The sequence below is a fragment of the Catenulispora sp. GAS73 genome (genome assembly GCF_041262085.1).
Taxonomy (GTDB): Bacteria; Actinomycetota; Actinomycetes; order Streptomycetales; family Catenulisporaceae; genus Catenulispora.
The window spans coordinates 159,932-185,079 of the sequence record NZ_JBGCCM010000025.1; the positions used below are offsets into that span (position 1 = coordinate 159,932).

Sequence of the window (25,148 nt, forward strand, 5' to 3'; positions counted from 1 at the left end):
CATAACAAGTGATGCAGAGTATGCAACACTAGTGCGGCCACCCTAGCTCATCGGATCGCACCGAGGACCCCATGCCCGCCTCCCCCACCACCGCCGTCGACAAGGCGCTCGCCCTCATCGAGGCCGTCGCCACGACCGGTCGGCCGCTCCGACTGAGCGAGGTCGCCGAGCGCGTCGGGCTGCACCGCGCGACGGCTTACCGAGTGCTCGCCGACCTGGTCGGCCGCGGTTGGATCCTGCGCGTCGGGGATCACTACCTGCCCGGCCCGGCCCTCCTGCGCTTGTCGCGCGCGACGGCCGCTGCCACGACCTCGCTCACGGGGATCGCGCGACCGGTCCTGGAAGACCTCGCCGCGGTGACCGGCATGATGGCGAACCTCCAGGTCGCGACCACCGGCGGGTCCCGAGTCGTCGACGTCGTCCGCCCCGCCCGGCTGGCCATGATCAGCGACCTCCGCGACGAACTCCTCGCCGCGCACCGCTTCGCCGGACCGCTGGCCTTGGTCGCCGCCATGGACGCGGAGGCCCGCGCCCCCTACCTCCGCGCGGCCGAAGACGACGACTATCGTCTGCAGGGCCCGGACGGCCTGCTCGCCGCGCTCGACCATGCGGCGAGCGATGGCTTCGCCCTCCAACGCGGCAGCAACCAGCCGCTGGTCGGCTCGCTCAGCCGCGTCGTCACCACAACGGCCGGCGGCGGCCCGGTCTGCGCGCTGACCCTCGTCGGCCCGATAGCGGAGTTCGACGACGCCGCCCTGCCCACGCTCCGTATCCAGTTGACGGTCGCGACCGACCGCCTCGGCGGCGAACTGCTCGCCCTCACAGCCCGGCAGGACGAACGATGACCGTGGACCCGCCCCTGGCGCTGGACCACGTCGGAACCGAGTCCGCCGTCGCCGACCCGACGGCGCTCGCCGAAGCCCTCACCACCGCGCTGATCGCCATCGCCGACGACACCGTCTCCGTCCCTCCACGCATCGCGGCCCGGACGCCGCACGGCCTGCTCGGAGCCATGCCGGGCCACGTCCCCGGCCTCGGTCTGGCCGCCAAAGTGATCACCGTGTTCCCCGATCCACAGCGACCGGGCCGCAGCACGCACCGCGGCGTGGTAGCCGCCTTCGACCCAGAGGACGGCCGCCTCCTGGCGATCCTCGACGCCGAGCCGCTGACCGCCGCACGCACCGCGGCGACATCGATACTCGCCTTCCGCACCCTCGCCCGACCCGACTCCCGCCACGTCACGGTGATCGGCACCGGCACGCTGGCGACCGCTCACCTCGCACTCCTCGCCGACGACCCGCACCTCACGATCACGGTCGCGGGCCGCGATCCGGCACAGGTCGGGGCCCTGGCCGAACACTTCGCCATCCGCCCCGCCGCGTCCATCGAAGCCGCGGTACGAGCCGCCGACGCAGTCCTCTGCTGCACCGGCACGGACCGACCCGTCATCCGCCACGCGTGGCTGGCACCAGGAACACACATCAGCTCGGTCGGCGGCTCCGACGGCCCGGAGATCGACGCCGCGACGGTCGGCGCCGCATCGCTGTTCGCCGAGTGGCACGGCGCGGCCGCTTCACCACCACCTGCGGGAGCCCACGAACTCCAAGGCGTCCCCACCGAGCGAATCACGCTGCTGGGTGCCGTACTGGCTGGCCGGCACCCCGGACGACGGGACCAGACGGAAGTCACCGTTTTCAAGTCCACCGGGCACGCCGCGCTGGACGTCGCCGCAGCCGCCGTGGCGACGCGGCGGAAGTGAGCTACGTCCTCGGCAGTGGCCGTCGACCGGGTGTGTTCGGCGGATGTGGTCTACGACGCCTTGGACACCTCAGTGTCGGAAGAACCGCTCGCGGCCTACGGAGTGATCATCTTGAACGTGTTCCGGCACAACAAGCCTGAGGACCTCGTGTTGCCGACATCCGGGCTCCGGTCCGGAGCGGTACATCCGTCAGACATCTTCGGAGCCGAGGACCACGGCGCCGCGGGCCAGCACCAGCCGGGCGTGCCTCGAAAGCGTGTGAGGTGCAAGCCTCCGTGGGTTCAAATCCCACCGTCACCGCTCTTGATACAGCCCCTGAGCTGCGGAAACGCAGAGCGGGGGCTGTTCTGTTCCAGTCGCTGGAACGTGCTCGGCACTTCGGAACGCAACCCGGAATGCAACCGGCCGCCTCGAACCATCCGTGAACATCCCGCTGAGCTGCGGTTCCGCCACAGGCTCACACGCTTTTCAAGAGTGCACGTCGAAGGCGGGGCGGAGGTCCCGCCAACACGAGGTGCACAACCCGACCCAGTTGCGTTGTGCATGCGTCTGCCGGTGTACGGGCTGACCCCGACCATCCGGCAGACGCTGAACCCCTGTGTCATGAGCTGCCAGTGCGCAGCTCGCGGGAATAGCAGACTTCAGGACTTGACATGTCCATTCACCAGTTTCGCGATAGCAGACACGACGCCGTCGGAGACCGCGGCGGGCCCCCCGAACACCGTTACTCCGGACAGTGTGGAGGCGTCGGTCTGAAGGTCGGCGGCGGTGGGCGGCTGGAGCGTTTGCGGGTCGGTCAAGAGCAGAGCCTCGTCCGCGTTGGCGGCGAAGGCGCCACCGGTCAGTGCGTCAGGGTAGTTCGTGCCGCTGGCGATGCCGATTCCGGCTGGGCGGTGGCCTGACGCTGCGGCTACTGCTGCGGCGACTCGGGCCGATGTTTCGTAGCGAGTCAGGCCATAGAGGTACTCGACCGGCTTGGTGACAATGTTCAGAGCCTGGACTGCTTGGCGGGCCTGACCGCCAACGGCTTCCACCGCGGAGTGGGAGGCGACGAACGAGGCGGCGGCGCGATCCAGGGTCGCGTCGGCGGACAGGATGACCGGGGCGTTCTCGGCGGCTGCCAGGGGGCCCGCGGACAGGGCATCGGGGAAGTTCGCGCCGGTAGCGACCACTACGTGGCTTGTCGGGCCGAAGCTGGCGGCCACCTGGCGGGAGGTGTCGTAGCGGTCGGTGCCGGCAAAGCGCTGGATGTGGTAGCCGAGGTGGACGATGGCGTTCTCGACTTCCCGGCTGACCGCGTTGGTACCGCCGAGAATGTAAACCGTCTTGGTCTTGTCCGGGCCCAGGACCCGGCTGATCTCGGCCAGCGTCGGCGCGTCGATCGCGGCGGTATCGGTGAGCAGGAGTGGGCCGTGGATATGGGCCGCGAGCGGGACGCCGGACAGCGCGTCGGGGAAGGTACGGCCAGTGGCCAGGACGACGCCCTTCGCGGAGCCAGCGGTGGCCCATTGGCGCTGTGACACTGCTACTGAGGTGCCGTAGCGATCGCCGCCGAACACACGAGAGACGACCGGCTGGGTGCCCGGTGTCGGCGCCGGGGTGGGCACCGGGGTCGGGGTGGGGGTCGGAGTCGGCTGCTGGAATTCGAGGGCACCCCGGTCCACGACTGCGTCGACGGTGCGTGAGTGGCCGGCGTAGTCTTCGGGTTCGTTGCCTGCCGCCGAATCGTCGCCGGTGTCGATCGCCGGCGAGCCGGCCGCCAGTTGGAAGTCGGGGCTTCCACCGGAGGTAACGAACTTGGGGTCGGCTACGGTGTCGTGGGAGCCCTGCGCCGAAGCCGACTGGAAGTCCTTGAGGGCCGTCGTCGTGGTCGAGCCCCAGGTGTAGAGGGGCCCTGTCGTTCCGGTGTGCACGACGTTGTAGTCGGTCCTGGTCCCCGACGTGGAGCTGGCATCCACGGCGACGGCCGCGACGCTGCCCGGCGTGGTCTTGCATCCGCCACCCCAAGCGTTAGGGCTACCGTTGTCACTGACAATGTTGTTGGTGAGCGATGTTCCTGTGGATGCGTTCTGCACGGCGACTCCCGCACAGTTCTGCGCGATGGTGCTCTCGTCGACGATGTTGCCCGCCGCGCCGTCGACCAGCACTCCTTGATTGTTCTCGGCCACGATGTCGTTCGAGACGAGGTCGCCCCTGGCCCCGTTCCGGAAGACGATTCCCGCTCCGATGTTGTAGACCGCCTCACTGTCGCGAATCGTGTTCGCGGTTGTGCCCGTTCCATCCAGGACGACGCCGTTCCCTTGGCCTTGATCGATACTGGCGTGCGCCACAGTGACGTTGTTCGTTCCGCCGCCGAGCACTATGCCGTCCGCGGCGTCGCTTACACGAACCGTGTTAATGAATGAATTAGATACTCCTTGCAGCGATATGCCGAACGCGCCTTGGTGAATATACGCGTTGGTGATCGTTATCCCCTGGGACTGGCTCACCGTTAGGGCGCCTTGCATCGCCAAGCCGTCGACCACGACGTCGTGCTGGCCGGTGATCGACAGTCCGGTGCTCAGGTCCTCCACGCGGGCACCAGTGGCGAAGCGGACGGTTACCGGGCTTCCGGAGATCCCCGACACTTGGATGCTGGGCAGGCTGTAGTCATAGCCGGTGCCCGCATTGGTCGCCTGTACAAGGACCGTCGAGCCCGGTGTCGCCGAGGCGATCGCGGTGGAGGGAGTGCAGAACGGCGTGGCAGCGGTTCCGGCGCTCGGCCCGGTGTCAATGCATCCTGCAACGGTCTTGTCGACGTAGATGGTCGAGCCCGCGGCCGCGTGTGCGGGCGCCGCGAGAAGGCCCGAGGCTGCGCCCAGCGTGGACAGCGCGCTCAGGGTTATGTAACGCCGCTGGTTCATAGATACGAAACCTTCATCTTGGATTGAGCAATACGGGATGGGCAAAACGATGCCGACGCTAGAGGCCTGGCCTTCGTAGCTGGCCTCCATGGGCCAATAGCCGTTGCCGGTCGCGAGCGTTCTATTGCGGCGGGAGGGGGCGCTGCCGCCTTAAGCGTCGGGAGCACGACGTGGGCCGGCAAACGGAAAGAAACGTAGCCGCCGGACCCGATCGATGCGCCGATCTCGCCGACGAGCTTTGTCCGGCATGGCGACCGGCCCGCCCATCATGCGACGGTCCACAGACTCACGTTCCGGGGAGCCAGGGGGCCGCCGCAGGTTCGTGAAGGTGACCCGGGTCAGTCAGCAGCAGGCCGCCACAGTTCCCGAACATCGCACTGGGAAACGGCACGCCGGCCCAGCCCGGCATCGCCCTTCGTTGTTGGCTCAAGGGAACCTCTGGGCGACCATCACCGCCGTATCCGGGGCCGTTACCCCGACCAAGGGCAACCGGGAGATCCGCGCGGGCCAGTTCGGCAGCGTGCTGGCCTGGTAGCCCCCCAAGAGCGTTGCCGCCGAGAATCAATAAGCGCACGAACAGTCTCCCCAACTGAGCGTAGAACGGCACTCAGAAGCCCACCCGATATCGGGTCCCCTGATCCCCCAGTGGCGGCTCCGCGCGCAAAGTTTAGACCCCGGTCGATGGGCTGGCCACTCTGTCTGATCTCAATTTTCTCCACTCAATAGGGTCGTCGCGTGGAACCGCTACTGCCGTATGCCACCATCGCGTGCCAGACAGCCGATGGGATCTGCTGACCAACCGACCACCCGTTTTCAATATCCGGTCGCGACGCATCGCTCCAACCCGTCGGACGTTACATCCGCGGAGCCTCGAACCGACACGCTGTAAGCGATCCCACGCTGAACGCTGTCGCGGCTCGAGATGGGCAGCTGCCTGGTGGAAGCCGTCCGGTATAGCGTCGACGCAACGGTCGCTGGAGGACTCGGCTTTGCGCTCGAGTCTGGTCTTCGTAATAGAGCAGCTGTCCGGGGAAAGCGCGATGCTGACGGTGTGGTACGGACCCGGAGCCCCGAGGCCAGCCTGACTCGATGGGTTGCATTCCGGGTTGCATTCCGGCGTCGGAACGCATATCGCTGGACGCGACTCAACGCGCAGGGTTTCGCTTTGCGGCAGGTCAGCACGTCTATGCGAAGCCTGCGAAGCACCTTCTCGAACCTCGAAAGCGTGTGAGGTGCAAGCCTCCGTGGGTTCAACAGCAGAGGCTATTCTATTCCGACCATCCATGGGGGTCCAGGCCCCATCGGAATGCAACCAGGAATGCAACCGGCCGCCTCAGATGCAGCCGGGACAGACCTCTGGCCTGGGATCCTATCGCGACCTCACACGCTTTTCCGAGATGTACATCGCTTACACCTCAGCAGGCGGACAGGCTGGCCGGGGTAGGGCCGCAACGTCTACCGCTGCGAGCACCTACAACCGCGGTCCAAAATCCTCCAGGACCTGGCGGGTCAGCCTTCGCATCTCGAGTGCGCGGGAGTCGTGGCGTGCACAGTACGGCTCTAGTCGCTTGTCCAGGTCCCGCAACTCTTCACGCACCGTGAGGTCGCCATTGTCCAGGGCGTCGAGCCGGGCGTCGTCGGTGAACGTGATCAGGGCGCTGAACAGCCCACCGAGTGCTGCCTCCACGTCGGCGCCTGGCAGCGGTGCGCCGCCTGAATCCCCGGTGATGAATCTGGCCGGACGTTCCAGCTGCCAGCCTGCCACCCGATTGTCCTCGATGAGCAGGAAGCAGCCCTCGGCCAGACGGACGCGTCGTCGGTCCAGCGAACGAGGCGTCGGCTCCAGCGGCTCGTATCTGAGGATCAGCGTGGACCCCGCCGGGTCGATCCAGCGGGTGGTTCCTTCCGGTCGGGCGAAGTCCCCGGGTACGGCGAGCGCGATGGTCCCGGTGACCGTCGGCGCCTGCGCCCAGGCTTCAGGATCCGGTCCTTGACTGTTGTCTGCGGGCAAAGCTGCAATGATCTGCACCAACTCCGAGGAGGTACGGTCGAACCTCCAGTATTCGGCGGCATCCCAAAGCCACTCGCTACTTCCGGTCGTCGCGGCCAGTCGAGTCTCAGAGGGCTGATCTTCGCTGGCCGGTAGGTACAAGGCCAGGCTGTCCAGGCGCAAAGCCGGCTGCGCGGCGAAGGGCTCGCCCGGGACGACACGGGCGAATGTCCCCGGGGCGAGCTCGATCGGATCCGTGGTGCTCATGACGCCATCCTTGCTGATCCGGCGGTGATTCTGGGTAGATGGACGGCTCTCACGGCCATACCTGGACGGCCGGCGCCAAGAAGCCGCCGTTTCCGTCCGGGATCCCTCCGTTGACGATCATGTCATGGGTGATCGGCTTGCCCGGATCGGTTGGCAGGCTGCCCGGGTACGCCCTGGCGCCGGAATCGTTCAACGGCCCTCGCGGTCCATAGCTGGTCTGGATGTGTCCTCTGGTGGCGCCCTTGCCGTCCAATACCACGATGTCGTCACCCTGCCGAACGATGACGCGGTCCCCGGTGCCGGTGGAGGCGTAAACGGCGTCGGGGTTCCGCAGGATGTCGTCCTCGACGTCCTTCGGGAGGTGCCCGTGGTAGCCCTTCGGCGGCGGGCCGGCCTTGCGCTGCGCGGTGCCTTTGTCGTTGACCCTGTCCTGCGCCTTCTGGAACGCCTCGCGGGCCTTGTCACAGCTGATCAGACCGAGCGGGTCGCTCCAGCCCAGCGGGTTGCGCACATAACCGTGGTGGTTCGGCGCCGCGTCCAAGCCCAATGGGTCTGGGCTCGTGTACCGGGCGTTCTCGGCGTCGTAGTACCGGAAGAAGTTGTAGTTCCACCCCGTCTCCGGGTCGTGGTACTGGCCGGGGAAGCGCAGCGGGCAATCGGTGCGCGAGCCCGGTGCCGTGACTGCCTGGCCCCACACACTCGCGATCTGCCGCCACGCCACCGCCCCGGTGGCGTCCACCAATTCCTGTGGCGTGCCGACCAGGTCGGTGACGATGGCGTGGAACTCGGAGTCGATCTCCTCGCTCGGGGCGTCGGTGGCCCAGGTTCGGCGGGTCTGGCCGGCGACCCGATCCGTTCCCGGCTCGTAGTCCCAGGTCACAGTGGTGGTGCGGCCGTGCTCGTCGACCTCGGACTGCTCAGCGAGCCGGGTGCCGTCCCAACTGAACCAAACGCTGGTGACGCGCTCGCCGCCGGGGGCGAAGCGGTGCTTGGCAATCCGGCGGCCCAGCGGATCGTGGTCGTAGGTCCAGCGGCCGCCGTCCGGCGTGGCGACCTCCAGGAGACGGTCCTGCGGATCCCACGTGTAGCTCCAGCGCTTCACCTGTCCGGACAACGTGCGGCGTGAGCACCGCACGAGCCGGTCTTGGTCGTCGTACTCGTAGGTCGTCCGTCCGGCTCGCTTGATCAGCGTGCCGGTCCCGGCCCGCCCGCCGTTCGTGGAGGAGTCGCCGGGCACCTCGGACTGCAGGAGGTTTCCATACGCGTCGTACTGATACGCCTCGCGCCACGACGCGCCGTCGACTGCGGTCACCCGGCCAAGCGGGTCGAGCTCGAAGGCCCGGTCTCCCCGTAGGAGGTCGGTGATCGCAGTCACCGTGCCGTCAGCCCGGTACCGGTATGCGCGTTCCTGGACCCGCCGGGACTCCGGTCGGATCCCACCGGTCGACGTCATACCAGCCCAGATCTGCTGGCCGACAACCCGGCCGGTGACGTCGTACGACTGGCAAAGCACCGCGTCGGCGCCGAGACCCCGGGCGATTTCCCGGCCGGCCTCGTCGTAGACGAAGGACAGCGCCGCGGCGCTGCCGCGCAGCGAGGTCACATGTCCGGATGCGTCGAAGTCCCATCGTGAAACGACGCCGCTCGGGCTGACCCGGCCCACTCGCAGTCCTCGCGCATCGTACTCATTGACCAATGTCTGACCATTGACGGTCTCGGTCAGGATCCGGCCAACAGCGTCACGCGTGTAGTCCAGGCGAGAGCCGGGACCCTCGGCGCTCAGAATGCGTCCGACCGCGTCATAGGCGAAGGTCGTGACCGCATCGCCAGAGCGCCGGACCGTAGCCCGGCCCAGTGGGTCGCGCTCGAAGGCGACGGCCGGGCCGCCGGCCACCCGGCGCTCGGCCAGCCGACCCGCCGGGTCCAGGACGTAGTCGAGCGCGCGGCTGTTGAAGTCGCGCTCGCCGACCAGCCTGCCGGCAGCGTCGAAGCGGTAGGACCACACCGCGCCGGCCGGGTTGGTAACGCCGACCAGGCGCAGTTCAGTGTCATAGGAGAAGACATGCCGCGCGCCGTCCGGGGTGGTTCGTGCGGTCAACAGACCGAAGACACCGTATTCGCTGGACGTGACGCCGCCGGCCTCGTCCCGATGCTGCCGCAGGTTGCCTTCGGCGTCGTAGGACCACTGCTCGGTGCTGCCGTCGGCCCAGCGCCGCTCCAACATTCGGCCCTCGACGTCCCAGACCATCGTGGTACGGACGCCGAGCGGTTCGGCTATCTCGACTGCGCGGCCGAACGCGTCCCGGGTGATTCGGGTGTCGCGGCCGTCGGCGTCAGTGAGGACAGTGGGCAGGCCGGCGGCATCCACGGTCATGCGCAGCACAGCACCCACGGCGTCCACGCTCGCGATGAGCCGCCCTGAGTCGTCGTACTCGTGGCGGCTCGCCGCCCCGGTCGGATCCAAGACCCCGATCAGGTTGCCACGCGCGTCGTACGAGTACTGCCATACGGCGCGATCGGCTCCGACGACACAGGTCGCAAGGCCCAGGCTGTTGTATTCGACGTCAATGACGCCATCCTCCGGCAGCAGCACTCGGACCGGCCGGCCCTGTTCGTCCCGTTCCAGCCGCGTCACGGCACCGAGCTGGTCGGTGGTGGAGAGCAACTGGCCGTGACGGTCGTACTCGGTACTTGAGGTGTGGCCCAGAGCATCGATCACGGTCGTGACATGGCCGAACTCGTCGTAGTGGTAGGTCGTGGTCGCACCGAAGGAGTCGGTGAAGACAGTGGTCCGCGCTGCGCTGTCAAAAGAGAAGCTGCCGGACAGATACCCGCCGTCGCCGACGGTCCGCACAACGCGGCCCAGGGCGTCGTATTCGTAGGCGTAACGGTTCCCGACCCGATCGGTCCAGGCCGTGATCCGGTCCTCGCCGCTGTACTCGTAGCGGAACGGAAGGCCCGATGAGTCGACAACACCGGTCAGCCGGCCTTGAACGTCGTAGTCGAAAGCACGGACGACAGTCGATCCGGGCGAGCCGCCCACAATACCGTCGCGGGACACACCCGTTCCGTGGTCATCGCCGAGCAGGCGCAGACCGGTGATCCGGCTCCCCACACCTGTGACGACTGTGTCGACCGCGACGCGGTAATCGGCGTACGTCACGGCCTGCGGGGTACCGCGCTGGTCCCTGGCGATCACTACACGATTGCCATTGCGATCCGAAATCGCCGTCAGGTCTCTGATCTCGCCTTGCCCATCGCGATGGTGCGCCAGTGGATAGTGGTAGGTATGGCCCAGCGAAGAGTCGGTGATGCGAATCTCGTCCAGGTCCCGGTCCCACACCAACGGCCAACGAGCGCCGCGGTGTGGCAGGACTGGCGCCTCGGCGGTGTCTGGTAGCGGATAGTGCAGGGTCTGTGCGTCGTCCCCGGCGAAGTGGATACCCGCAGCGTTGATTGCAATTCGCTGGTCCAGCGTGGACGACCAACCGGGACCGAACAATCGGCCGTTCTGATAACCGGAAGCGTACGCACGGCGCAGGACCAACGAAAGCACACCGGGCAACGCCAGATCGGTCTCAGTGATCAGCATCTGACCGGAGACTACGTCAATCGGGTCGTTCTCACAGACGGCGGGCTCGTTGCCATCAACGTCACGCGCGCTACTACCCAGGCTGTCGGCCTCCCCGTCAAGCGCGCCGGCTTCACCTTCCAACGCTCCCGCTTCGCCTTCGAGGTCTTCGGCCCCGGAACCCAGGGCCCGGCCACCGACGAAGGTCAGCGCGAGCATGCCGGCGCCGAGCAGCGCGTCGCCCCAGTGACCTTGCATGGCGTCGCCGACGGCGCCGATGGCTGTGCCTGCCAGCGCGATGAGGTTGTCGGCCTCGGCCAGCGCCGCGGTGACCACGTCCACACCGGGGATCCACGAGGTGGCCAGCGCGATGATGTCCAGGATTGGCGCGAGCTCGCCGGCGATCTTGCCGATCTCCCCGCCCCACTTGGACAGGTCCTCGCCGACGTGGTCCCACCAGGACTTGTTGTGAATGCCGTCGGATTGGGCGTGGTGCAGGGCGCTGGCGCAGGTCTTGGCGGCGCTGATGCGGTCGTTGTAGGCGTCGTTGGCCTGCTTGGTCAACGCAGCCATCTTGGCCTTGGCGTTGTCCAGATTCGTCTGCGCGGTGTCATGCGCGGTCTGGGCGTCAGTGACAGCCTGCTGATTCGGGTTGGCAGCCTGGTTCTGCTGCGCCGTCTTCAAATCCGATGTCGCGCTGTTGGCGCGAGTCGTAGCGCGCTGCAGATCGGCATGCGCATCCTGCGCTTGGCGAAGCGCCGTGTCGGCCTTGGCCTGTGCGGCCTGCAACTGCGGCCAGTACGCGGACAGTGCGTCGGAGGCTTCGCTGTAGGACGTGTACAGCTTTTGCAGGCGCCCCGGCAGAGGACCGTACTTGCCCTTGAACGCATCGGCAGTCTGGCCCACCCATTGCAAGGCCGCGGTGTCGGAGCCGAATGAGTTCAGACTTCGGTACGCAGCCTCTACATCATGTGCGAAGTCCCCAAACTCCTTGGCCAGAGCCTGCACAGACTCCACGACACCAGGTGTCGGGTCTCCGTCCAGACCGAGAACATCCCAACCAGTCGGGCGCACCAACGTCGAACCCCTCCCCCGTGTTACGTCAGTCGAGCGCACGTGAGTGACAGAGTTCTGTCGCCTACGTGATCACCGCGGTGGGGAGTCTACTCAAATGCACCATTGACCGGTAACCCTCCATGCTGAGGTGTCTACAGAACGTGGCAAGGGCTGCTCAGCCAATACCGCGCGCCGTAACAGGCCGCTCGCGTCGGTCAAGGCTTAGAGGTTGCACTCCGGGTTGCGTTCCGAACCTCGAAAGCGTGTGAGGTGCACCTGTCACAGCGCGAGCGCTACGTGGTTGACGAAGGCGTTGCCGACAGATCCTGACCGAAAGCACGGCCTGGAAGACGGTCGACAACGCCGAACTGCTGACCTTCGACGCCGAAGGGCACACCGCGTTCGGCCGCAGCGCGTGCGTAACCGCCACGTACCTGGCCGATCCCACGCTCCCGAAGCCGGGCACGATGTGTTCGGACGAGACTCCGGCGAGCTCTACAGCCAGCTGCGCAGCGGCACAGTCGACGACCACAACCGGATCAGCTTCATCGGCTGACACCAGCACCGCTCTGGCCGGTTCGCGAACTCCGATGATTCGCGAACCGGCCTTTTCTGTGCGGCAGGCCTTCGACGGCTGTCGGTTGCGGACGCCGGTGTTCCGGCGCGGGCGACCTGCCCGCCGGACAGCGTCCCGCGGTGACACGTCGCCGCACTCCCCCCGCGATGAAATGATCTTCTTGGCGAGTGGCTGGAGGTGGACCATGCCGTGGGATGCCGTGCCGCCGGCGCTGGTGGCGGCGTTCTCGCCGACGACGCTGGTGATCGTTGCCGGGCTGCTGTCTCGGGGGCGGCCGTTGCGGCTCGCGTTCGCGTTTGTGGCCGCAGCGGGGGCCGTCACTGTCGGGGTGGGTTTCCTGGTGGTCGGGGCGCTGGCCGCCAGCGGGTGGGAGAACAAGCGGCGGCATCCGGCGGCGCCGCCCGGGCTGGATCTGGCGCTGGGGGCCACGGCCCTGTTGTTCGCGGTCATGGTCGCACGGCGTGCCCCGCGTGAGGTGAAGGTCCGCAGGGGCGAGACTCGGTTGATCACCGCGGTGGTCCTCGGTGCCGCGATGGGTTCGCCGTCGCCGCTTTACCTGCTGTCGCTGCATACGGTGGCCGAGGCGAACAAGTCTTCCGCGGCCAGGTATCTCGATGTGGTCCTGCTCGCGGTCGTCGTCCTCCTGATGGCGGAAATCCCGGTCCTCACCTACATCGTGGCCCCGGAGCACACCGCCGCCCGGCTCGCGGCGGCGAACAACTGGCTCACCCGTCACGGGCAGCCCATCCTCATCCTCGCTGCGGCGGCGGTGGGCTGCTACTTCGTCGTCAAGGGGCTCGCCGGGCTGGTGTAGCCGGCCTGTGGCGGCCCCTCGCCCACACTGCGCCGTTCCCGTGCTTGATCGATAATGTGGTGGAGAAGGGGGCCTCGATCGCGTATCGAGCGTCTGGAGGCGTCATGACAGCAGACGCGGACCACACCGACGAACTGGGTCCCATCGACTACCTCATCGTCCAGCTCCCACGGACCGGCATGCGGGGCGAGGGACTGCCACTGCTGACCGACCTCGTGGATCGCGGGATCATCCGGATCTTGGACCTGGTGTTCATCGCGAAGAACGCCGACGGTTCGGTCACCGAACTCGCCATCGACGAGTTCGCCCCCGACGACCGTGGCGACCTGGAGGTCTTCAAGGGCGCTGCCTCGGGGCTGATCGGCGACGACGACCTCGCCGAGGCCGCGGAGGCTCTGGAACCGGGCACCTCGGCCGGGATCCTGGTCTACGAGAACCGGTGGGCCGAACCGTTCGTGACCTCGCTACGGCGCAGCGGCGCGCAGTTGCTCGCCAGCGGCCGGATCCCGGCGGCGGATCTGATCGAGGCACTGGAATTCGCCGGGTCGGAGAGCTGAGTCGGAGGGCTGAAAGGAGCACGGCCATGGGACTGATCCGTGGCGTCGCTCGGACCGCGGCGATCGCGGGCACGGCGACGGCAGTATCCAACAGGGTGTCCCGGAGGCAGGCCGGCCGCTGGGCCCACCAGGAGCAGATGGAGCAGGCCGCGGCGCCTCCGCCGATGGCACAGCCCGTGACGCAGCCGATGGCGCCGGCGGCTTCCGTGGACGACAAACTCGCGCAGCTGAAGCAGCTGGGCGAGCTCAAGAACGACGGCATCCTGTCCGAGGCCGAGTTCGAGGACCAGAAGCGGAAGATCCTCGCGAACTGACCCGCCGGTCGTAGACCGTCGCGGCCCTTGCCAGCGGATGTTCGCTGGTTCGGGTGGGCGGCGGAGATGCCGGATACGGCACGCGAGTACAAGGTGGTTCCATGATGCATTCCGACACCGCAGAGCCGGCTTTCCAGACCGGCATGATCAAAACTGGCGCCGCGCTTGTCGGCGGCGGGCTGATGCTCGCCTCTGTCGGCATGGCACTAGCCGCCGTCGCGGTGACCCGCGGCGCGGCGGCCTGGGCCAGGCAGCGGGACATCTCCCCCACCGCCCTGGCGGCTGACAAGCTGGATCGGGTGCGGCACGCGACGCTCGCCGGCGCGCACGCTTGGCACGAGCACACCGCCGACTCAAGGGACGGCCACCCCACGCACGCGCGGTGAGCAACCCCTTCGTCTGCCGGCCGAGCCGGCGAGCGTGTGTGTCCTCCCCGTGCAACACCCGAATGGCGGTCCATCCACATGCTGCACGGACTGATCACGCACGCCCAGCGCCGGCCGCGTCCACCGCCGTCTCGTCGCGGCGGATCAAACCCGGACCCGGAGCGAAGAACTCGCGGATCGCGAACGCCACGGCGATGACCAAGGCGAACCAGAACACCACCAGGCCGGTGGGATGGTTCCAGAGCACGAAGACCACCGAGGCGGCCAGCAGGATCGCGATGCCGATCCACCGCTTGTGGCGGGCCGTGAACCGGTCGACGGGGCCGGCCCGGAACCCGGCGGAATCGGCGACCGCCCGGACGGCGCCGATCCCGCTGCTGAACGCCGCGCGGATCCACAGCGCCATCGGCGCCGGGCCCGACAGGAACGCGCCGAGCGCGACGAGCACGGCCAGCGTGCCCACCGTCCGAGTACTGATACGCAGGAACCTCACCAGCGCGTCATAGGTGGCCCCCGCCGCGCCGGCGTTGACATCCGCCGGGAGCTGGTCGAGGAAGAACGAGCGGAAGACCGCCAGCGCGATACCCAGCACCAGCATGGCCGCCGCGAACCCGATCGCCGCGCCGATCAGCGCCCGGCGGCGGTTCCGGGCCAGGAAGACCCCGGCGGCCGCGATCAATACGGTGAAGACCGGCAACCAGTCGCCCACGATCTGGAGGAGCCGGAAGTACGTCTTGAGCTTGCCCAGGCTCGACGACTTGTAGATGGTGAAGGTCGTGTTCACCGTCGGGATCCTGCTCGCCGCCGGGAAACCCTGGTCGACCAGCTGGGTCTTCACCATTGCCACGGCCGGCCCGAGGTCGAGCTGCACCTCGCCATTCATCAGATTGACCGCGCCTCCGCCCTTGCCGGTCAGGGCTTTCTCGAAGGAGGCGTGGGCCGTACGCAGTGCGTTGTTCCATACGCTTGCGAACGCGTCGCTGGTCACGACCTTGTCCACGACCGTGCCGACCAGGCTCTTCAGACCGCTGTCGATGGGCCCGTTCAGTCTGGAGAGCAGCGCCGCCGTCTGGGGCGGGAGGTTGCTGGAACTGGCGGCCTGTGAGAGCTGCTTGACCACCGAGTCGACGTCAACCTGGTCCAGGACGATGGTGCTGATCCGGTTCGACACCCCGGTCTGCACCTGCGGATTCTTCGCCAGCGGGCCCAGGGTCGACACGAACCGGTCGGTGTCGGTCACCGTGTTGGCGGCCCACACCGACACGACCGACAGCAGGGCCAGCACTGAGGCGAGCACGATCACCAGCACCGAGGAGCCGGTGCGAACGCGGTGGTGCACGGGCCGGCGGTCGCGACTCGCGGTCTCGGCCTCGGCCTCCAGCCGCGCGATGCGCCGACGGAGCTCGCTCACCTCCTCGTCGCCGGGCTGGGGCTCGGGGTCATGACTTGCGACGGAGGACATGTCGCACCGCCTCCTACGCGTTCTCGCCAGAGCCCGAGCCGGCGCTCTGCGCTCCCGGCTGCCTGCTGGGGATCCGTCCGGTGAAGAACAAGGCCACCAACGCGACGAGCGCCAGGACCGCCAGGGCGGCGCGCAGCGCGACCAGGCGCGCCTTCGTGTTGGCCTGCATGGCGGCCTGGGCTTGCTGGGAAGGTACGTTCGCCTTCGCCAGCGCGGCGGAGAGCTGGGCGTCGGACAGGAAGGGCGCGCCGGCGGCCAGTTTCGTGGAGGCCTGGCTGCTGACGCTCGGCGGGACAGCGGGGTTCTTCTCGATGGTGGTCAGGAACGAGGTCGTCAAAGTGGCGATCACGATGGAGCCGGCCAGGGCGGTCCCGATGGAGGCGCCCAGGTTGGTGACCGTGTTCTGGATGCCGCCCACCTCGCCGCTGCGGCTGTCCGGGACCGCCGAGACGGTCACCGCGCCGAGTTGCGAGGCCAGAGCCCCCATACCCAGCCCGATCAACAGCAGCGGGATGGTCACGACGGCCGCGCTGGAGCCGGCGTTCAGCGCGGCGGTCAGGGCGAAGGCGCCCGTGAACAGGCCCAGGACGCCGAAGCGCACGACGAGCCGCGGTGAGGCGTGGGGAAACAGCCGCGGGATCAACGCCGCCGCGATCAACAGGGTCAGTGACAGAGGCAGGATGTGGACGCCGGTCCTGAGCGCGGACAGGCCCAGGGCGACGGACAGGTAGAGCGGGACGACGAAGAACACGCCCATCTGCACCAAGTACTGCAAGAAGAACATCGTCAGGCCGCCGGTCAGCTGCCCGTTCGCGAACAGGCCCGGGTCGATCAAGGGCTCCCTGCCGTGGCGCGCCATGCGCGACTCCCAGAGCAGGAACAGCCACACCACCAGCACGCCGGCCAGCATCACCCAGATCGACGCCGACATCCCCAGCCAGGAGGGGCCGCCGGCTTTCGGCACGAACCAGCCCCATTCGGAGGTGCGGAGCACACCGTAGACGAACACCCCCAGCCCCACCGCGGACAGGAACGCGCCGACCAGATCGAAGCGCGGGCGGGTGCCGGCCGGGCGGTCGGCGACGTGCCGGGCCAGCGCCAGGATCCCGAGCACCGCGGCGACCTCGCCGGCGAAGACCCAGCGCCAGGAGAAGTACGTCGTGGCGAACCCCCCGATCAACGGGCCCAGGCCGATGGCGACGGCCGCGGAGGCGGCGATCAGACCGTACGCGGCCGGCCGGCGCTCGGCGGGGAAGTTCACGGCCACCAGGGCGACGACCGCCGGCAGGATCAGCGCCGCGCCCAGACCTTCCAGGAGCGACCAGCCGAACAGCAGGACCGGCAGGTTCGGCGCGATCGCGGTCGTCAGGGAGCCGCAGCCGTAGACCACACAGCCGATCATGAAGGCCCGTTTGCGGCCGATCATCGCCCCGATCTTTCCGCCGGGGATCATGAACATGGCCATGACCAGCGTATAGGCGGTGATCGCGCCCTGGATGCCGGTCACCGTGGTACCGACGTCCGAGGCGACCGTCGCGATCGAGACGTTCATGACCGAGGAGTCCAGCGCCATCAGGAACTGGGCGGCCGCCAACGTGGCCAGGACGACCTTCGCGGCCCCGCCCCGAGGCGATGGGACGACTGCGTCAGCACTCATGGACGGGTGCTCCTACAGTCCGGACAGGACGGGTATCCGGCCCGAGCGCCGGGCATCGTTCAAAGCGGCGTAGTCCCGCTCGTTCTGATCGGCGTACAGCGCCGCGAAGTCGGCGACGGACTCGGGAAACGCTTCGCCCTCGCCGAGATAGGCGGCGATGGCGATCCGGTCGCCGCTCCGGGCGTGCGCGCGAGCCAGGCTCCAGCCGCACAGCCGCCCGTACGCCGCCAATTCCGGGGCGGACAGGCCTTCGATCACGAAGGAGCCCTTCCAGTCGGCGAGCTGGCGCACGTAGAAGTCCCGGAGGCGCCCGTCAATCCCCTCGACGCTCTGCCAACCCAGGAAGATGTCGCTGACGGCCTGCATGAGCCGCTGGCCGTGGACCACGCGCTCGCCCTCTCCGCCGCGCTCGGGGGTGGGCCGACCGCCGTACTCGGCGATGACCGACCGCTGCGCTTCCTTGACCTGGAGGAACAACGGGTCGTCGCCGTCCCGTCCGCGCATCAAGACGATCCAGCACCGGGTGCCGACGCTGCCCACCCCGACGACCTTGCGCGCCAGGTCGACGAAATCGAACGAGTCCAGCAGGCGCCGTGTGTCGCTTTGCAGCGTGCTGCGGTAGCCGGACAACAGCCTGCGGAACCGTTCCTCAAGCTCGGCGCGCTCGACGTCCGGCAGCAGATCGCGGACGGGCATGATCAGCGGCGGATCCGGAAGGATGCGGCGCCGACCGTCCACCAGGCCCGTGAGTCTTCCGAAGGCGCGCACACTGGTCCGCCCGCGGGCCTTGGTCAGGGCCTTGTCGAAGGTCTTCCGCCTGGCCTTCTTCAGTCCCGCCTTCAGTGTGCCCCGCAGTTCTTCGACGTCAGCCCTCGCATACCAGAGGTCGAGTTGCTTGAGACCAGCGAACTCAGCCATCGCCTGCTGGTATCCGCGCGCGGCGGCCATGACGGCCCTGCGGCGCTTCTTGGGGCCGAACTCGTTGTCCCGGGCGGCGATCTCCAGACTGGCGGCCAGGCGTTTGACGTCCCACTCCCAGGGCCCGGGGTGTGTCTCGTCGAAGTCGTTGACATCGAAGACCAGACTGCGCTCAGGCGAGGCGAACATGCCGAAGTTCGACAAGTGCGCATCCCCGCACAGCTGCACGGTCAGCCCGGAGTCGGCCGTGCCGGCCAGGTCTGCGGCCATGCCCGCAGCCGCACCGCGGAAGAACGTGAACGGCGAGACGAGCATGCGGCCGTAGCGGACCGGAACCAGCTCGGGGACCCGAGTCTTGGCCTGCTTTTCAAGGATGGCGACCGGGTCCGCGCGGTCGGCGGCGGGCTGGAACTGAGCGTTCTCCTCCACGGGCGTTGCCTCGCGCGCGGTCTTGCCCACCTCGGCGCGTTCCGCGGGAGTCGGGTGCGTTCGGTGTTCAACAGATCTGGACATGTCAATCTCCAACCCAAAGGCTGTCGGCGTCCGGATGGTCGCGCCCACAGCGGGCTACTGCCGCCTGGGTGCGACTGTGCCGCCCCTCGATCGGTATCCGGTCCGACCCCGCCAGGCAGGTCAGGCAAGGATCTTCTGCTCAGCCCTCCAATGCCGCAGAACCCCTCCTCTCAACCTAGGCAGCTGGACAGCGTGCGAACGGCGCCAATGCCCCATTCGGGGGACAGCCGCGTGGCCGTCCGCCCTGCCGGTGCCGGTCAGCCCACCGGCGATGGGAGCGTTGTGTCGTCGGGCCGGCACACGACGAACCGGCGAAATGCCGCGGATCGCAGACCGGCAGCAGGCGACAGTCAACGACGGGAAGCGCCGCGCCGTCGGCGGCCGCCACCGCTGCGGCCTGAGGGCCTGGCACGACCTGGGTGTTTCGTGCTGCGGGTAAAGCGATCCAGTTCGCGGTCCGCCGGTATCTCCCGGGCCCCTTGGTGCACTCTGTTACTGACGCTGTAGGGCTCGGGCGGTCGGCTGAAGGGTGGCGCGCAGATGGTGATCAGTTTTCGCCGCGATCAGGATCGTCGGGGACGGTTGGGGGGTCTTCGGACGAGGACGTGGCACGGGCCGACGGACCCGGTCTGGCTGCCTCAGGACGTGCTGGACCGGCACGGGGCCAGGATTCTGCGCCCGACCACGGCCGTCACGTTCGCCGGGGCGCCGACTCCCCTGTCGACGATCTATCGCAGTGCTGTGCTGCAGGTGCCGAACAGCTTCTTCGAGCCGGAGAACCGCCTGGTCCTGGCGCGGCTCAACGAGGTCCTGGCCGCGGTCGGCTACCGTCTGGCCTTCGAGCGGGTCCGGCCGCTGGCCCACGCGGTGCCCGATGTGCTGCGGCGACACCAGCCCCACTACCCCGACGTCCATCGGCGGGTGCGGATCGAGGTGGTCGCGGGATCCCTCGCGCGGTCCGTCGACGCGTGGCTGGCGTTGCAGACGCTGCGCGCCGCCGTGCTCGCCGAGCCGGACCTGCGGGATGCCGTCAGCCGGATCGAGCTGGAACACCTGCTGGTCGGCGCGGTGTCGCTGGTCGGCGATCCGTCGACCGAGGGGCATCCCGCCACCGAGGGGCAGCCGTCCACCGAGGGCCACACCGGCGGCTGGTCGTACGCACGGGCTGGGAGTGGCGGCCGGGCGCCGGTCGACGTGATCGCGCCCGCGCCGCGTCGTCGAACCCTGAGCCAGCTCGGCGGCCGGCGGCCGACGGTCGCCGTCCTGGACACCGGGATCGGGCCGCACCCGTGGCTCGACTACTCCTCAGACCTCTACGACGACGGCTTCGTGCTGGTGGATCCGGCGATCCAGGCGTTGCTCGTCGCCGCCGAGGCCGCCGCCGACGTGCCCGAGCCGCTGCCGGATCCGGTGGAGGGCCCCGTCTACGACACGCCACTGCTCGGCGAGCTGGACACCCATTCCGGGCACGGGACCTTCATCGCGGGCATCATCCGCCAGGCCGCGCCCGACGCCCGGGTGCGGAGCATCCGGCTCATGCACGACGACGGCGTCGTCTACGAGAACGATCTGCTGGTGGCGTTCGCGGAACTGCTGGCTCAGGTCCGCTACGCGCAGGCCGGCGAGGGGGACCCCGAGCAGTTCGTCGACGTGGTCTCGCTGTCCGCCGGCTACTACTCGGAGAACGCGGACGACGTGGCCTACACCTCGCAGCTCGCTTCGATCATCGGGCGGCTCGCGGACTGCGGCGTGTTGGTCGTGGCCTCGGCCGGGAACGACTCGACGGACCGCCCCTGCTATCCGGCCGCACTGCCGCCGGGCGCCGGCAACGTCCCCGTCGTGATCAGCGTCGGAGCGCTGAACCCCAACGGCAGCAAGGCCTTCTTCAGCAACGACGGCCCGTGGGTGCGCTGCTGGGCCACCGGTGCGGCGGTGATCAGCACGTATCCGACGACGTACGACGGCAGCGAGGGCGCGCTCAACTCCCTCGCCGAGGCCAACGGGCCCGGACTGCCGCAGCGCCGCGAGACGATAGATCCCGACGACTTCCGGTCCGGCTTCGCGACGTGGAGCGGCACTTCGTTCTCCGCGCCGCTGGTGGCGGCAGCCCTCGCCGCCGCGGTGCTGTTCGAAGCCGAGCGCGATCCGGCGGTGGGCATGGAGCATCTCGACGCCTCGCACGCGATCACCCGGGCCGCGCGGGCCCTGCGCACGGTCGGCGGGTGATCGCGTGACGATAGGGACTGCTCCCGACGGGATCGGCACGGGCACCGGCGCGGGTGCGGCGGCCGAGGTGGGCCAAACGGGCCTGACGGGCGAATCAGGGTATTCAGACAAAGCGCGACAGGCGGACGGCAACGCGAAAACCGAGCCGGCCCAGGATCGCGCCGAGCGCCTGGGCGGTCTGCTCAGCCGGGCACAGGCCGGCGACCGCGAGGGCCTGCACGAGATCGTCGCCGAGCTGACCCCCCTGCTGTGGCACATCGCGCGCGGCCAAGGGCTCGTCCACAACGACGCCGAGGACGTCGTGCAGTCGGTGTGGCTCAGCCTGGTCGCGCGCCTGGCGCACATCGAGACGCCGGCCGCGCTGATCGGCTGGCTGGTGACGGCGACGAAGCGCGAATCGTGGCGGCTGGGCAAATCCCTCGACCGCACCCGCTCGATCGGCGCGGAGGAGCTGGCCGGACTCGTCGACCCCGCCGAGCCGGCCGAGGAGCGGGTGATCGCCGAGGAGCGGCTGCGGTTCGTGCGCGAGGCCCTGGAGCGGCTGACCCCGCGCTGCGCCGAGCTGCTGCGGCTGTTGGCCGTCACCGACCGCCCCAACTACGACGCGGTCGCGCAGTCGCTGGGGATGCCGCGCGGCTCCGTCGGCCCGAATCGCGGGCGATGTCTGGCCAAACTCAGAGCCATCCTGCTGGCCGACACCCGCTGGAGCGCCCTGTGTCCCTGACCGAGGAGCCGAGGCCCGCCGGCGCGGACGACCCGATCGACGAGATCGACCTGGCGATCCTCGGCGATGTCAGAGCCCTGTACGAGGACGCCGACCCGGTGCCCGCCGGACTCCTCACCCGCGTCGCCTTCGCCCTGGACCTCGCGGGCCTGGAGGACGAGATCGCCCGGCTGGAGGCGTCCGGCCTCGAAGCGGTGGGCGTCCGAGGCACCGAGCAGAGCCGGACGATAACGTTCGACAGCGAGAGCCTCACCATCGTGGTGCAGGTGAGTCCGTCCGGCGACACCATGCGGGTCGACGGGTGGCTCGCCCCGCCGGCCGTGCACCATGTGCGGCTGCGGACCGGGGAGAAGGACTTCCACACGTCGTCCGACGAGCTCGGCCGATTCGTCTTGTTGGACGTCCCGCACGGTCTCGTTCAGATCGCCGTGGAGGCGGAGGACGGCGCATCGCCGGCCGGCGGGCGTACGGTGGTGACCCCGGCCGTCGTACTTTGACCGAGTGATGGACGGAGCAAGACCGAGCTATGACTGATGCGCTCCGTGCGAGGCCGTCGGCGCTGATCGAGGCGGGTCGACTGCACCGGCTCGGCGTCGAGGCGGCCGCCCTGGGCCGGCCCGCGGTGGCGGCGCGTCATCTGCGCAAGGCGCTGCGGCTGCTCGGCGTCCCGCTCGGCACCCGGCCGGTGGCAACGTGGGAATCAGCCCCCTCACCCGACCGCGACGTCGTCGCCGCGAGGATCCTCACGAGCCTGGCGCACGCCGAAGCGGAGCAGGGCCGCACGGCGCTGGGGTTCGCGCTGCTCGTACGGTGCGAGCCGCTGGTGGCGTCCGCCGACCGCGGCAAGTTCTTCGGCCAGCGGGGGCTGCTGCTGCTCCGGACGGGCCGGGCGCGGGCGGCGCTCGGGGATTTCGACCTGGCCGTCGGGCTGATCGACGCCGAGCGGGAGCCGGTGGAGATGGCCCGGGTGCTGCTCAACCGGACCGTCGCACGGATGGAGACGGGTGCCTTCGCCGGCGCACGGTCCGACTCAGAACGCTGTTTGGAGCTGGCGCGAGCGGCCGACCGGCCGCTCCTGGCAGTGAAGGCCCTGCACAACCTCGGATGCTGCGACCTCATCGTCGGCGACGTGCCGGCCGCGCTGCGGACGATCGGGGAGGCCGCCGACGGTTTCGCGGTGTTGAGTCCTTCGTGGCGGCCGGTCGCCGTCGTGGACATCGCCAGGGCTCTGCTTCTCGCCGGCCTCGCCACGGACGCGGCTGCCGAGTTGGACACGGCGATCGGGCTCTTCCGCGGCCAGCGGATGAGTCAGGACCGGGCCGAGGCCGAGGCGGTGCGTGCTGAGGCGTCGCTGCTCGCGGGGGACGCCAGGGCGGCGCGAGAGTGGGCTCGATCGGCTCGGGCGGGATTCAGGCGGCGTGGCAACGCCTCGGGTGCGGCCGCCGCCGAGCTGATCGCGCTTCAGGCCGCTTATCAGCTCACTGTGTTTTGTGGCACGTCGGCCGGCGGGGCGGGCGATGTGGCCGGCGATGCGGCGGGCGATGCGGCGGGCGTCGCGTCGGCGGCTGTCGCAGGATCGGTCACCTCCAGGTCGCCGGCCCGACTCGCGGCCCGCGCCTTCGATCTGGCCGAACGCCTTCGCGAGTTGGGCCTGGGCCACGACGCGACAGCCGCCGAACTGCTCGGCATCAGGGCACTCGTCGCTGCCGACCGCCTCGCCCAGGCGTCTCGTCGCGCACGAGCGCTCAGGACTCCCGGCAGGGCCGTCCCGCTTGATATTCGGATGCTGCGATACCTGACCCTCGCGGAGCTGTCGTCAGCAGCCGGCGAGCAGGAAACGGCGCTGCGGACGCTCCGCTCCGGCCTGGCCGTCCTGTCCCGTCACCGTTCGCGGCTGGGCAGCGTCGACCTCCAGACCGGCACCGCGGCGCTCGGCGTCGAGGTCGCGGCGGCGGGCCTGGCCCTGAGCCTGGTGGACGGCAAGGTCGCCGAGGTCTTCACCTGGTCGGAGCTGTCGCGGGCGCAGGCGCTGCGGATAAAGCCGGTGCGTCCTGCGACGGACCCCGAGATCGCTGCCGCGGTGGCCGAACTCCGGCAGCTCGAATTCGGGCGGCGGACGGCCGTGATGGCGGGCACCCCGGCTGATCCGGCGTTCAACGGCCGCCGAGCCTCCCTGGAACGGCGGATCCGGCAGAGCGCGTGGCCGAGTCCGGGCGCGGGTTCGTCGGGAAAGGTGGCGGGTCTGGACGAGACGGCCGCTGCCCTGGCGCCGTCCAGACAAGCCCTGATAAGCCTTTTCCGGCAGGGCGGGACGCTCTTCGGCCTCGTGGTCACCGACACCGACCGCCGAGTGCTGCCACTGGGCGGCGCGGCCGAGGCGTACGAGACGGCTCGGCGGCTGCGTGCGGACATCACCGCGCTGGTCGGAAGGCTCCTGCCCAGCCGGATGGAGAAGGCGGTCACCGAGGCGCTCACCGCACACGCGACGCAGCTGGACGCGCGGCTGTTCGGACCGACGATGCTCGGGCTGATCGGCGACCGCGAACTGGTCGTCGTTCCCTGCGGACCGCTGGCCGCGCTGCCCTGGCAACTGCTGCCCGCGTTTCGTGGACGTCCGCTGACGGTCGCGCCCTCGGCGACGAGTTGGCTCGCGGCTCATCGGGCCAGAGCCGTGAGCGCCCAGAACCACCTCACCCTCACCCTCATCGCCGGCCCCGGCCTGCGCGAGGCGACCCGCGAACTGACCGCCATCGCGTCGCAGTACCCGGACTCCACCACGCTGGACGGCGCCCACGCCACCGTCCAGGCGACCCTCCGGGCCCTCGACGGAGCCCCGATGGCCCACCTCGCCGTCCACGGCCGCCACGAACCGGACAACGTCCTGTTCTCCCGCCTCGAACTGGCAGACGGCCCCCTGATGGCCTACGACCTGCTCCACCTCGACGCCGCCCCGCGCCACGTCGTCCTGTCGGCCTGCGACGTCGGCCACGTCTCGATGCGCCCGGGCGAGGAACCCCTCGGCCTGGTGACCACCCTGCTCCACCTGGGCAGCTCGACCGTCGTCGCGGCGGCGGCCCCCGTCGCCGACGCCGCCACCGCCGAGGTGATGGCCGCCTACCACCGCCACCTCCTCGCCGGGAGCACGCCGTCTCAGGCCCTCGCCGCCGCGACCGGGCCCAACCCGATGGCCGCCTTCACTTGCTTCGGCGCGGGCTGATCGATGATTGCTGATCGACGACGCCGTGAGGAGCGTGGCAGAGCCCGCCGACAGCGACGAGGGATCCGGGACAACCCCGCCTGTGGTGTGGACGGGGTCCACCCGGCAGGCACAGGCGGCGGCGAGCCGTCGAGCCGGAGGTGCGGGAACCCTTCCCACAGGCGGGGTTGTCCCGGGTTCCCCGTCGCGTCGGCGGGCGTAGCCAAGCTGACCGGGCCGGTGGTGTCAAGTCGCACG

Annotated in this window: 16 protein-coding genes, 1 tRNA gene and 1 pseudogene; 12 read left to right on the forward strand and 6 right to left on the reverse strand. The window is 69.2% G+C overall.

Going from position 1 to position 25,148, the window contains the following annotated elements; all coding sequences use genetic code 11:
• Positions 1 to 71: 71 nt before the first annotated feature.
• From ABH935_RS33140 to ABH935_RS33150, 3 genes are all read left to right on the forward strand, one after another.
• Positions 72 to 845: an IclR family transcriptional regulator gene (locus ABH935_RS33140; RefSeq protein ID WP_370381886.1), complete on the forward strand. Its 774-nt coding sequence runs from the start codon at positions 72 to 74 to the stop codon at positions 843 to 845.
• The gene (locus tag ABH935_RS33145) at positions 842 to 1,759 is read left to right on the forward strand and encodes an ornithine cyclodeaminase family protein (protein WP_370381887.1); all 918 of its coding nucleotides are present in this window, start codon (positions 842 to 844) and stop codon (positions 1,757 to 1,759) included. Before ABH935_RS33140 ends, ABH935_RS33145 begins: the two co-directional genes overlap by 4 nt.
• A 169-nt stretch (positions 1,760 to 1,928) precedes the next feature.
• Positions 1,929 to 2,059 (forward strand) — tRNA-Ser (locus ABH935_RS33150).
• A 341-nt stretch (positions 2,060 to 2,400) separates the two neighbouring features.
• Here the strand turns inward: ABH935_RS33150 and ABH935_RS33155 are convergent.
• The 3 genes from ABH935_RS33155 to ABH935_RS33165 form a co-directional block, all read right to left on the reverse strand.
• Positions 2,401 to 4,752: a cell wall-binding repeat-containing protein gene (locus ABH935_RS33155; protein WP_370381888.1), complete on the reverse strand. Its 2,352-nt coding sequence runs from the start codon at positions 4,750 to 4,752 to the stop codon at positions 2,401 to 2,403.
• Positions 4,753 to 6,133: 1,381 nt separating this feature from the next.
• Complete coding sequence (locus tag ABH935_RS33160) at positions 6,134 to 6,919, reverse strand: hypothetical protein (RefSeq protein ID WP_370381889.1); 786 nt, start codon at positions 6,917 to 6,919, stop codon at positions 6,134 to 6,136.
• A gap of 49 nt (positions 6,920 to 6,968) precedes the next feature.
• Positions 6,969 to 11,507 carry a DUF6531 domain-containing protein gene (locus tag ABH935_RS33165; protein ID WP_370381890.1) on the reverse strand — a complete coding sequence of 1,513 codons (4,539 nt, stop codon included), beginning with the start codon at positions 11,505 to 11,507 and terminating at the stop codon, positions 6,969 to 6,971.
• A 365-nt stretch (positions 11,508 to 11,872) separates the two neighbouring features.
• Here ABH935_RS33165 and ABH935_RS33170 point away from each other — a divergent pair.
• From ABH935_RS33170 to ABH935_RS33190, 5 genes and pseudogenes are all read left to right on the forward strand, one after another.
• Positions 11,873 to 12,007, forward strand: a pseudogene (locus ABH935_RS33170) (alpha/beta hydrolase); the annotation flags it as partial.
• Positions 12,008 to 12,307: 300 nt separating this feature from the next.
• A complete protein-coding gene (locus tag ABH935_RS33175) occupies positions 12,308 to 12,937 on the forward strand; it encodes a GAP family protein (protein WP_370381891.1) in 630 nt (209 codons plus the stop codon).
• A 104-nt stretch (positions 12,938 to 13,041) separates the two neighbouring features.
• Positions 13,042 to 13,494: a DUF6325 family protein gene (locus ABH935_RS33180; RefSeq protein ID WP_370381892.1), complete on the forward strand. Its 453-nt coding sequence runs from the start codon at positions 13,042 to 13,044 to the stop codon at positions 13,492 to 13,494.
• 26 nt (positions 13,495 to 13,520) lie between these two features.
• A complete protein-coding gene (locus ABH935_RS33185; RefSeq protein WP_370381893.1) occupies positions 13,521 to 13,808 on the forward strand; it encodes an SHOCT domain-containing protein in 288 nt (95 codons plus the stop codon).
• Between the two features lie 101 nt (positions 13,809 to 13,909).
• Positions 13,910 to 14,194 carry a hypothetical protein gene (locus ABH935_RS33190; RefSeq protein WP_370381894.1) on the forward strand — a complete coding sequence of 95 codons (285 nt, stop codon included), beginning with the start codon at positions 13,910 to 13,912 and terminating at the stop codon, positions 14,192 to 14,194.
• A gap of 94 nt (positions 14,195 to 14,288) precedes the next feature.
• Here ABH935_RS33190 and ABH935_RS33195 read toward each other — a convergent pair whose 3' ends face one another.
• The 3 genes from ABH935_RS33195 to ABH935_RS33205 are packed head-to-tail and all read right to left on the reverse strand — an operon-like array spanning position 14,289 to position 18,744.
• Complete coding sequence (locus ABH935_RS33195; protein ID WP_370381895.1) at positions 14,289 to 15,656, reverse strand: hypothetical protein; 1,368 nt, start codon at positions 15,654 to 15,656, stop codon at positions 14,289 to 14,291.
• A gap of 13 nt (positions 15,657 to 15,669) precedes the next feature.
• Positions 15,670 to 17,313 carry an MFS transporter gene (locus ABH935_RS33200; RefSeq protein WP_370381896.1) on the reverse strand — a complete coding sequence of 548 codons (1,644 nt, stop codon included), beginning with the start codon at positions 17,311 to 17,313 and terminating at the stop codon, positions 15,670 to 15,672.
• A gap of 12 nt (positions 17,314 to 17,325) precedes the next feature.
• Positions 17,326 to 18,744, reverse strand: coding sequence for a DUF2252 domain-containing protein (locus tag ABH935_RS33205; protein ID WP_370381897.1), 1,419 nt, complete (start codon positions 18,742 to 18,744; stop codon positions 17,326 to 17,328).
• Positions 18,745 to 19,389: 645 nt separating this feature from the next.
• Here ABH935_RS33205 and ABH935_RS33210 point away from each other — a divergent pair.
• From ABH935_RS33210 to ABH935_RS33225, 4 genes are read left to right on the forward strand one after another with little or no spacing between them, the layout of a single operon-like run.
• Positions 19,390 to 20,970, forward strand: a complete 1,581-nt coding sequence (locus ABH935_RS33210) for a S8 family serine peptidase (RefSeq protein ID WP_370381898.1) — start codon at positions 19,390 to 19,392, stop codon at positions 20,968 to 20,970.
• 4 nt (positions 20,971 to 20,974) lie between these two features.
• Positions 20,975 to 21,694: an RNA polymerase sigma factor gene (locus ABH935_RS33215; RefSeq protein ID WP_370381899.1), complete on the forward strand. Its 720-nt coding sequence runs from the start codon at positions 20,975 to 20,977 to the stop codon at positions 21,692 to 21,694.
• Positions 21,685 to 22,191 carry a hypothetical protein gene (locus ABH935_RS33220; protein ID WP_370381900.1) on the forward strand — a complete coding sequence of 169 codons (507 nt, stop codon included), beginning with the start codon at positions 21,685 to 21,687 and terminating at the stop codon, positions 22,189 to 22,191. Before ABH935_RS33215 ends, ABH935_RS33220 begins: the two co-directional genes overlap by 10 nt.
• A gap of 29 nt (positions 22,192 to 22,220) precedes the next feature.
• On the forward strand, positions 22,221 to 24,911 hold the full coding sequence (locus tag ABH935_RS33225; protein ID WP_370381901.1) for a CHAT domain-containing protein: 2,691 nt from the start codon (positions 22,221 to 22,223) through the stop codon (positions 24,909 to 24,911).
• Positions 24,912 to 25,148 lie beyond the last annotated feature (237 nt).

Coding starts and splice junctions, on each gene's coding strand:
- ABH935_RS33200 (WP_370381896.1), bottom strand. CDS start 17,313: ATGAGTGCTGACGCAGTCGTCCCATCGCCTCGGGGCGGGGCCGCGAAG.
- ABH935_RS33180 (WP_370381892.1), top strand. CDS start 13,042: ATGACAGCAGACGCGGACCACACCGACGAACTGGGTCCCATCGACTAC.
- ABH935_RS33145 (WP_370381887.1), top strand. CDS start 842: ATGACCGTGGACCCGCCCCTGGCGCTGGACCACGTCGGAACCGAGTCC.
- ABH935_RS33160 (WP_370381889.1), bottom strand. CDS start 6,919: ATGAGCACCACGGATCCGATCGAGCTCGCCCCGGGGACATTCGCCCGT.
- ABH935_RS33190 (WP_370381894.1), top strand. CDS start 13,910: ATGATGCATTCCGACACCGCAGAGCCGGCTTTCCAGACCGGCATGATC.
- ABH935_RS33140 (WP_370381886.1), top strand. CDS start 72: ATGCCCGCCTCCCCCACCACCGCCGTCGACAAGGCGCTCGCCCTCATC.
- ABH935_RS33195 (WP_370381895.1), bottom strand. CDS start 15,656: ATGTCCTCCGTCGCAAGTCATGACCCCGAGCCCCAGCCCGGCGACGAG.
- ABH935_RS33205 (WP_370381897.1), bottom strand. CDS start 18,744: ATGTCCAGATCTGTTGAACACCGAACGCACCCGACTCCCGCGGAACGC.
- ABH935_RS33185 (WP_370381893.1), top strand. CDS start 13,521: ATGGGACTGATCCGTGGCGTCGCTCGGACCGCGGCGATCGCGGGCACG.
- ABH935_RS33155 (WP_370381888.1), bottom strand. CDS start 4,752: ATGGAGGCCAGCTACGAAGGCCAGGCCTCTAGCGTCGGCATCGTTTTG.
- ABH935_RS33175 (WP_370381891.1), top strand. CDS start 12,308: ATGCCGTGGGATGCCGTGCCGCCGGCGCTGGTGGCGGCGTTCTCGCCG.
- ABH935_RS33225 (WP_370381901.1), top strand. CDS start 22,221: ATGACTGATGCGCTCCGTGCGAGGCCGTCGGCGCTGATCGAGGCGGGT.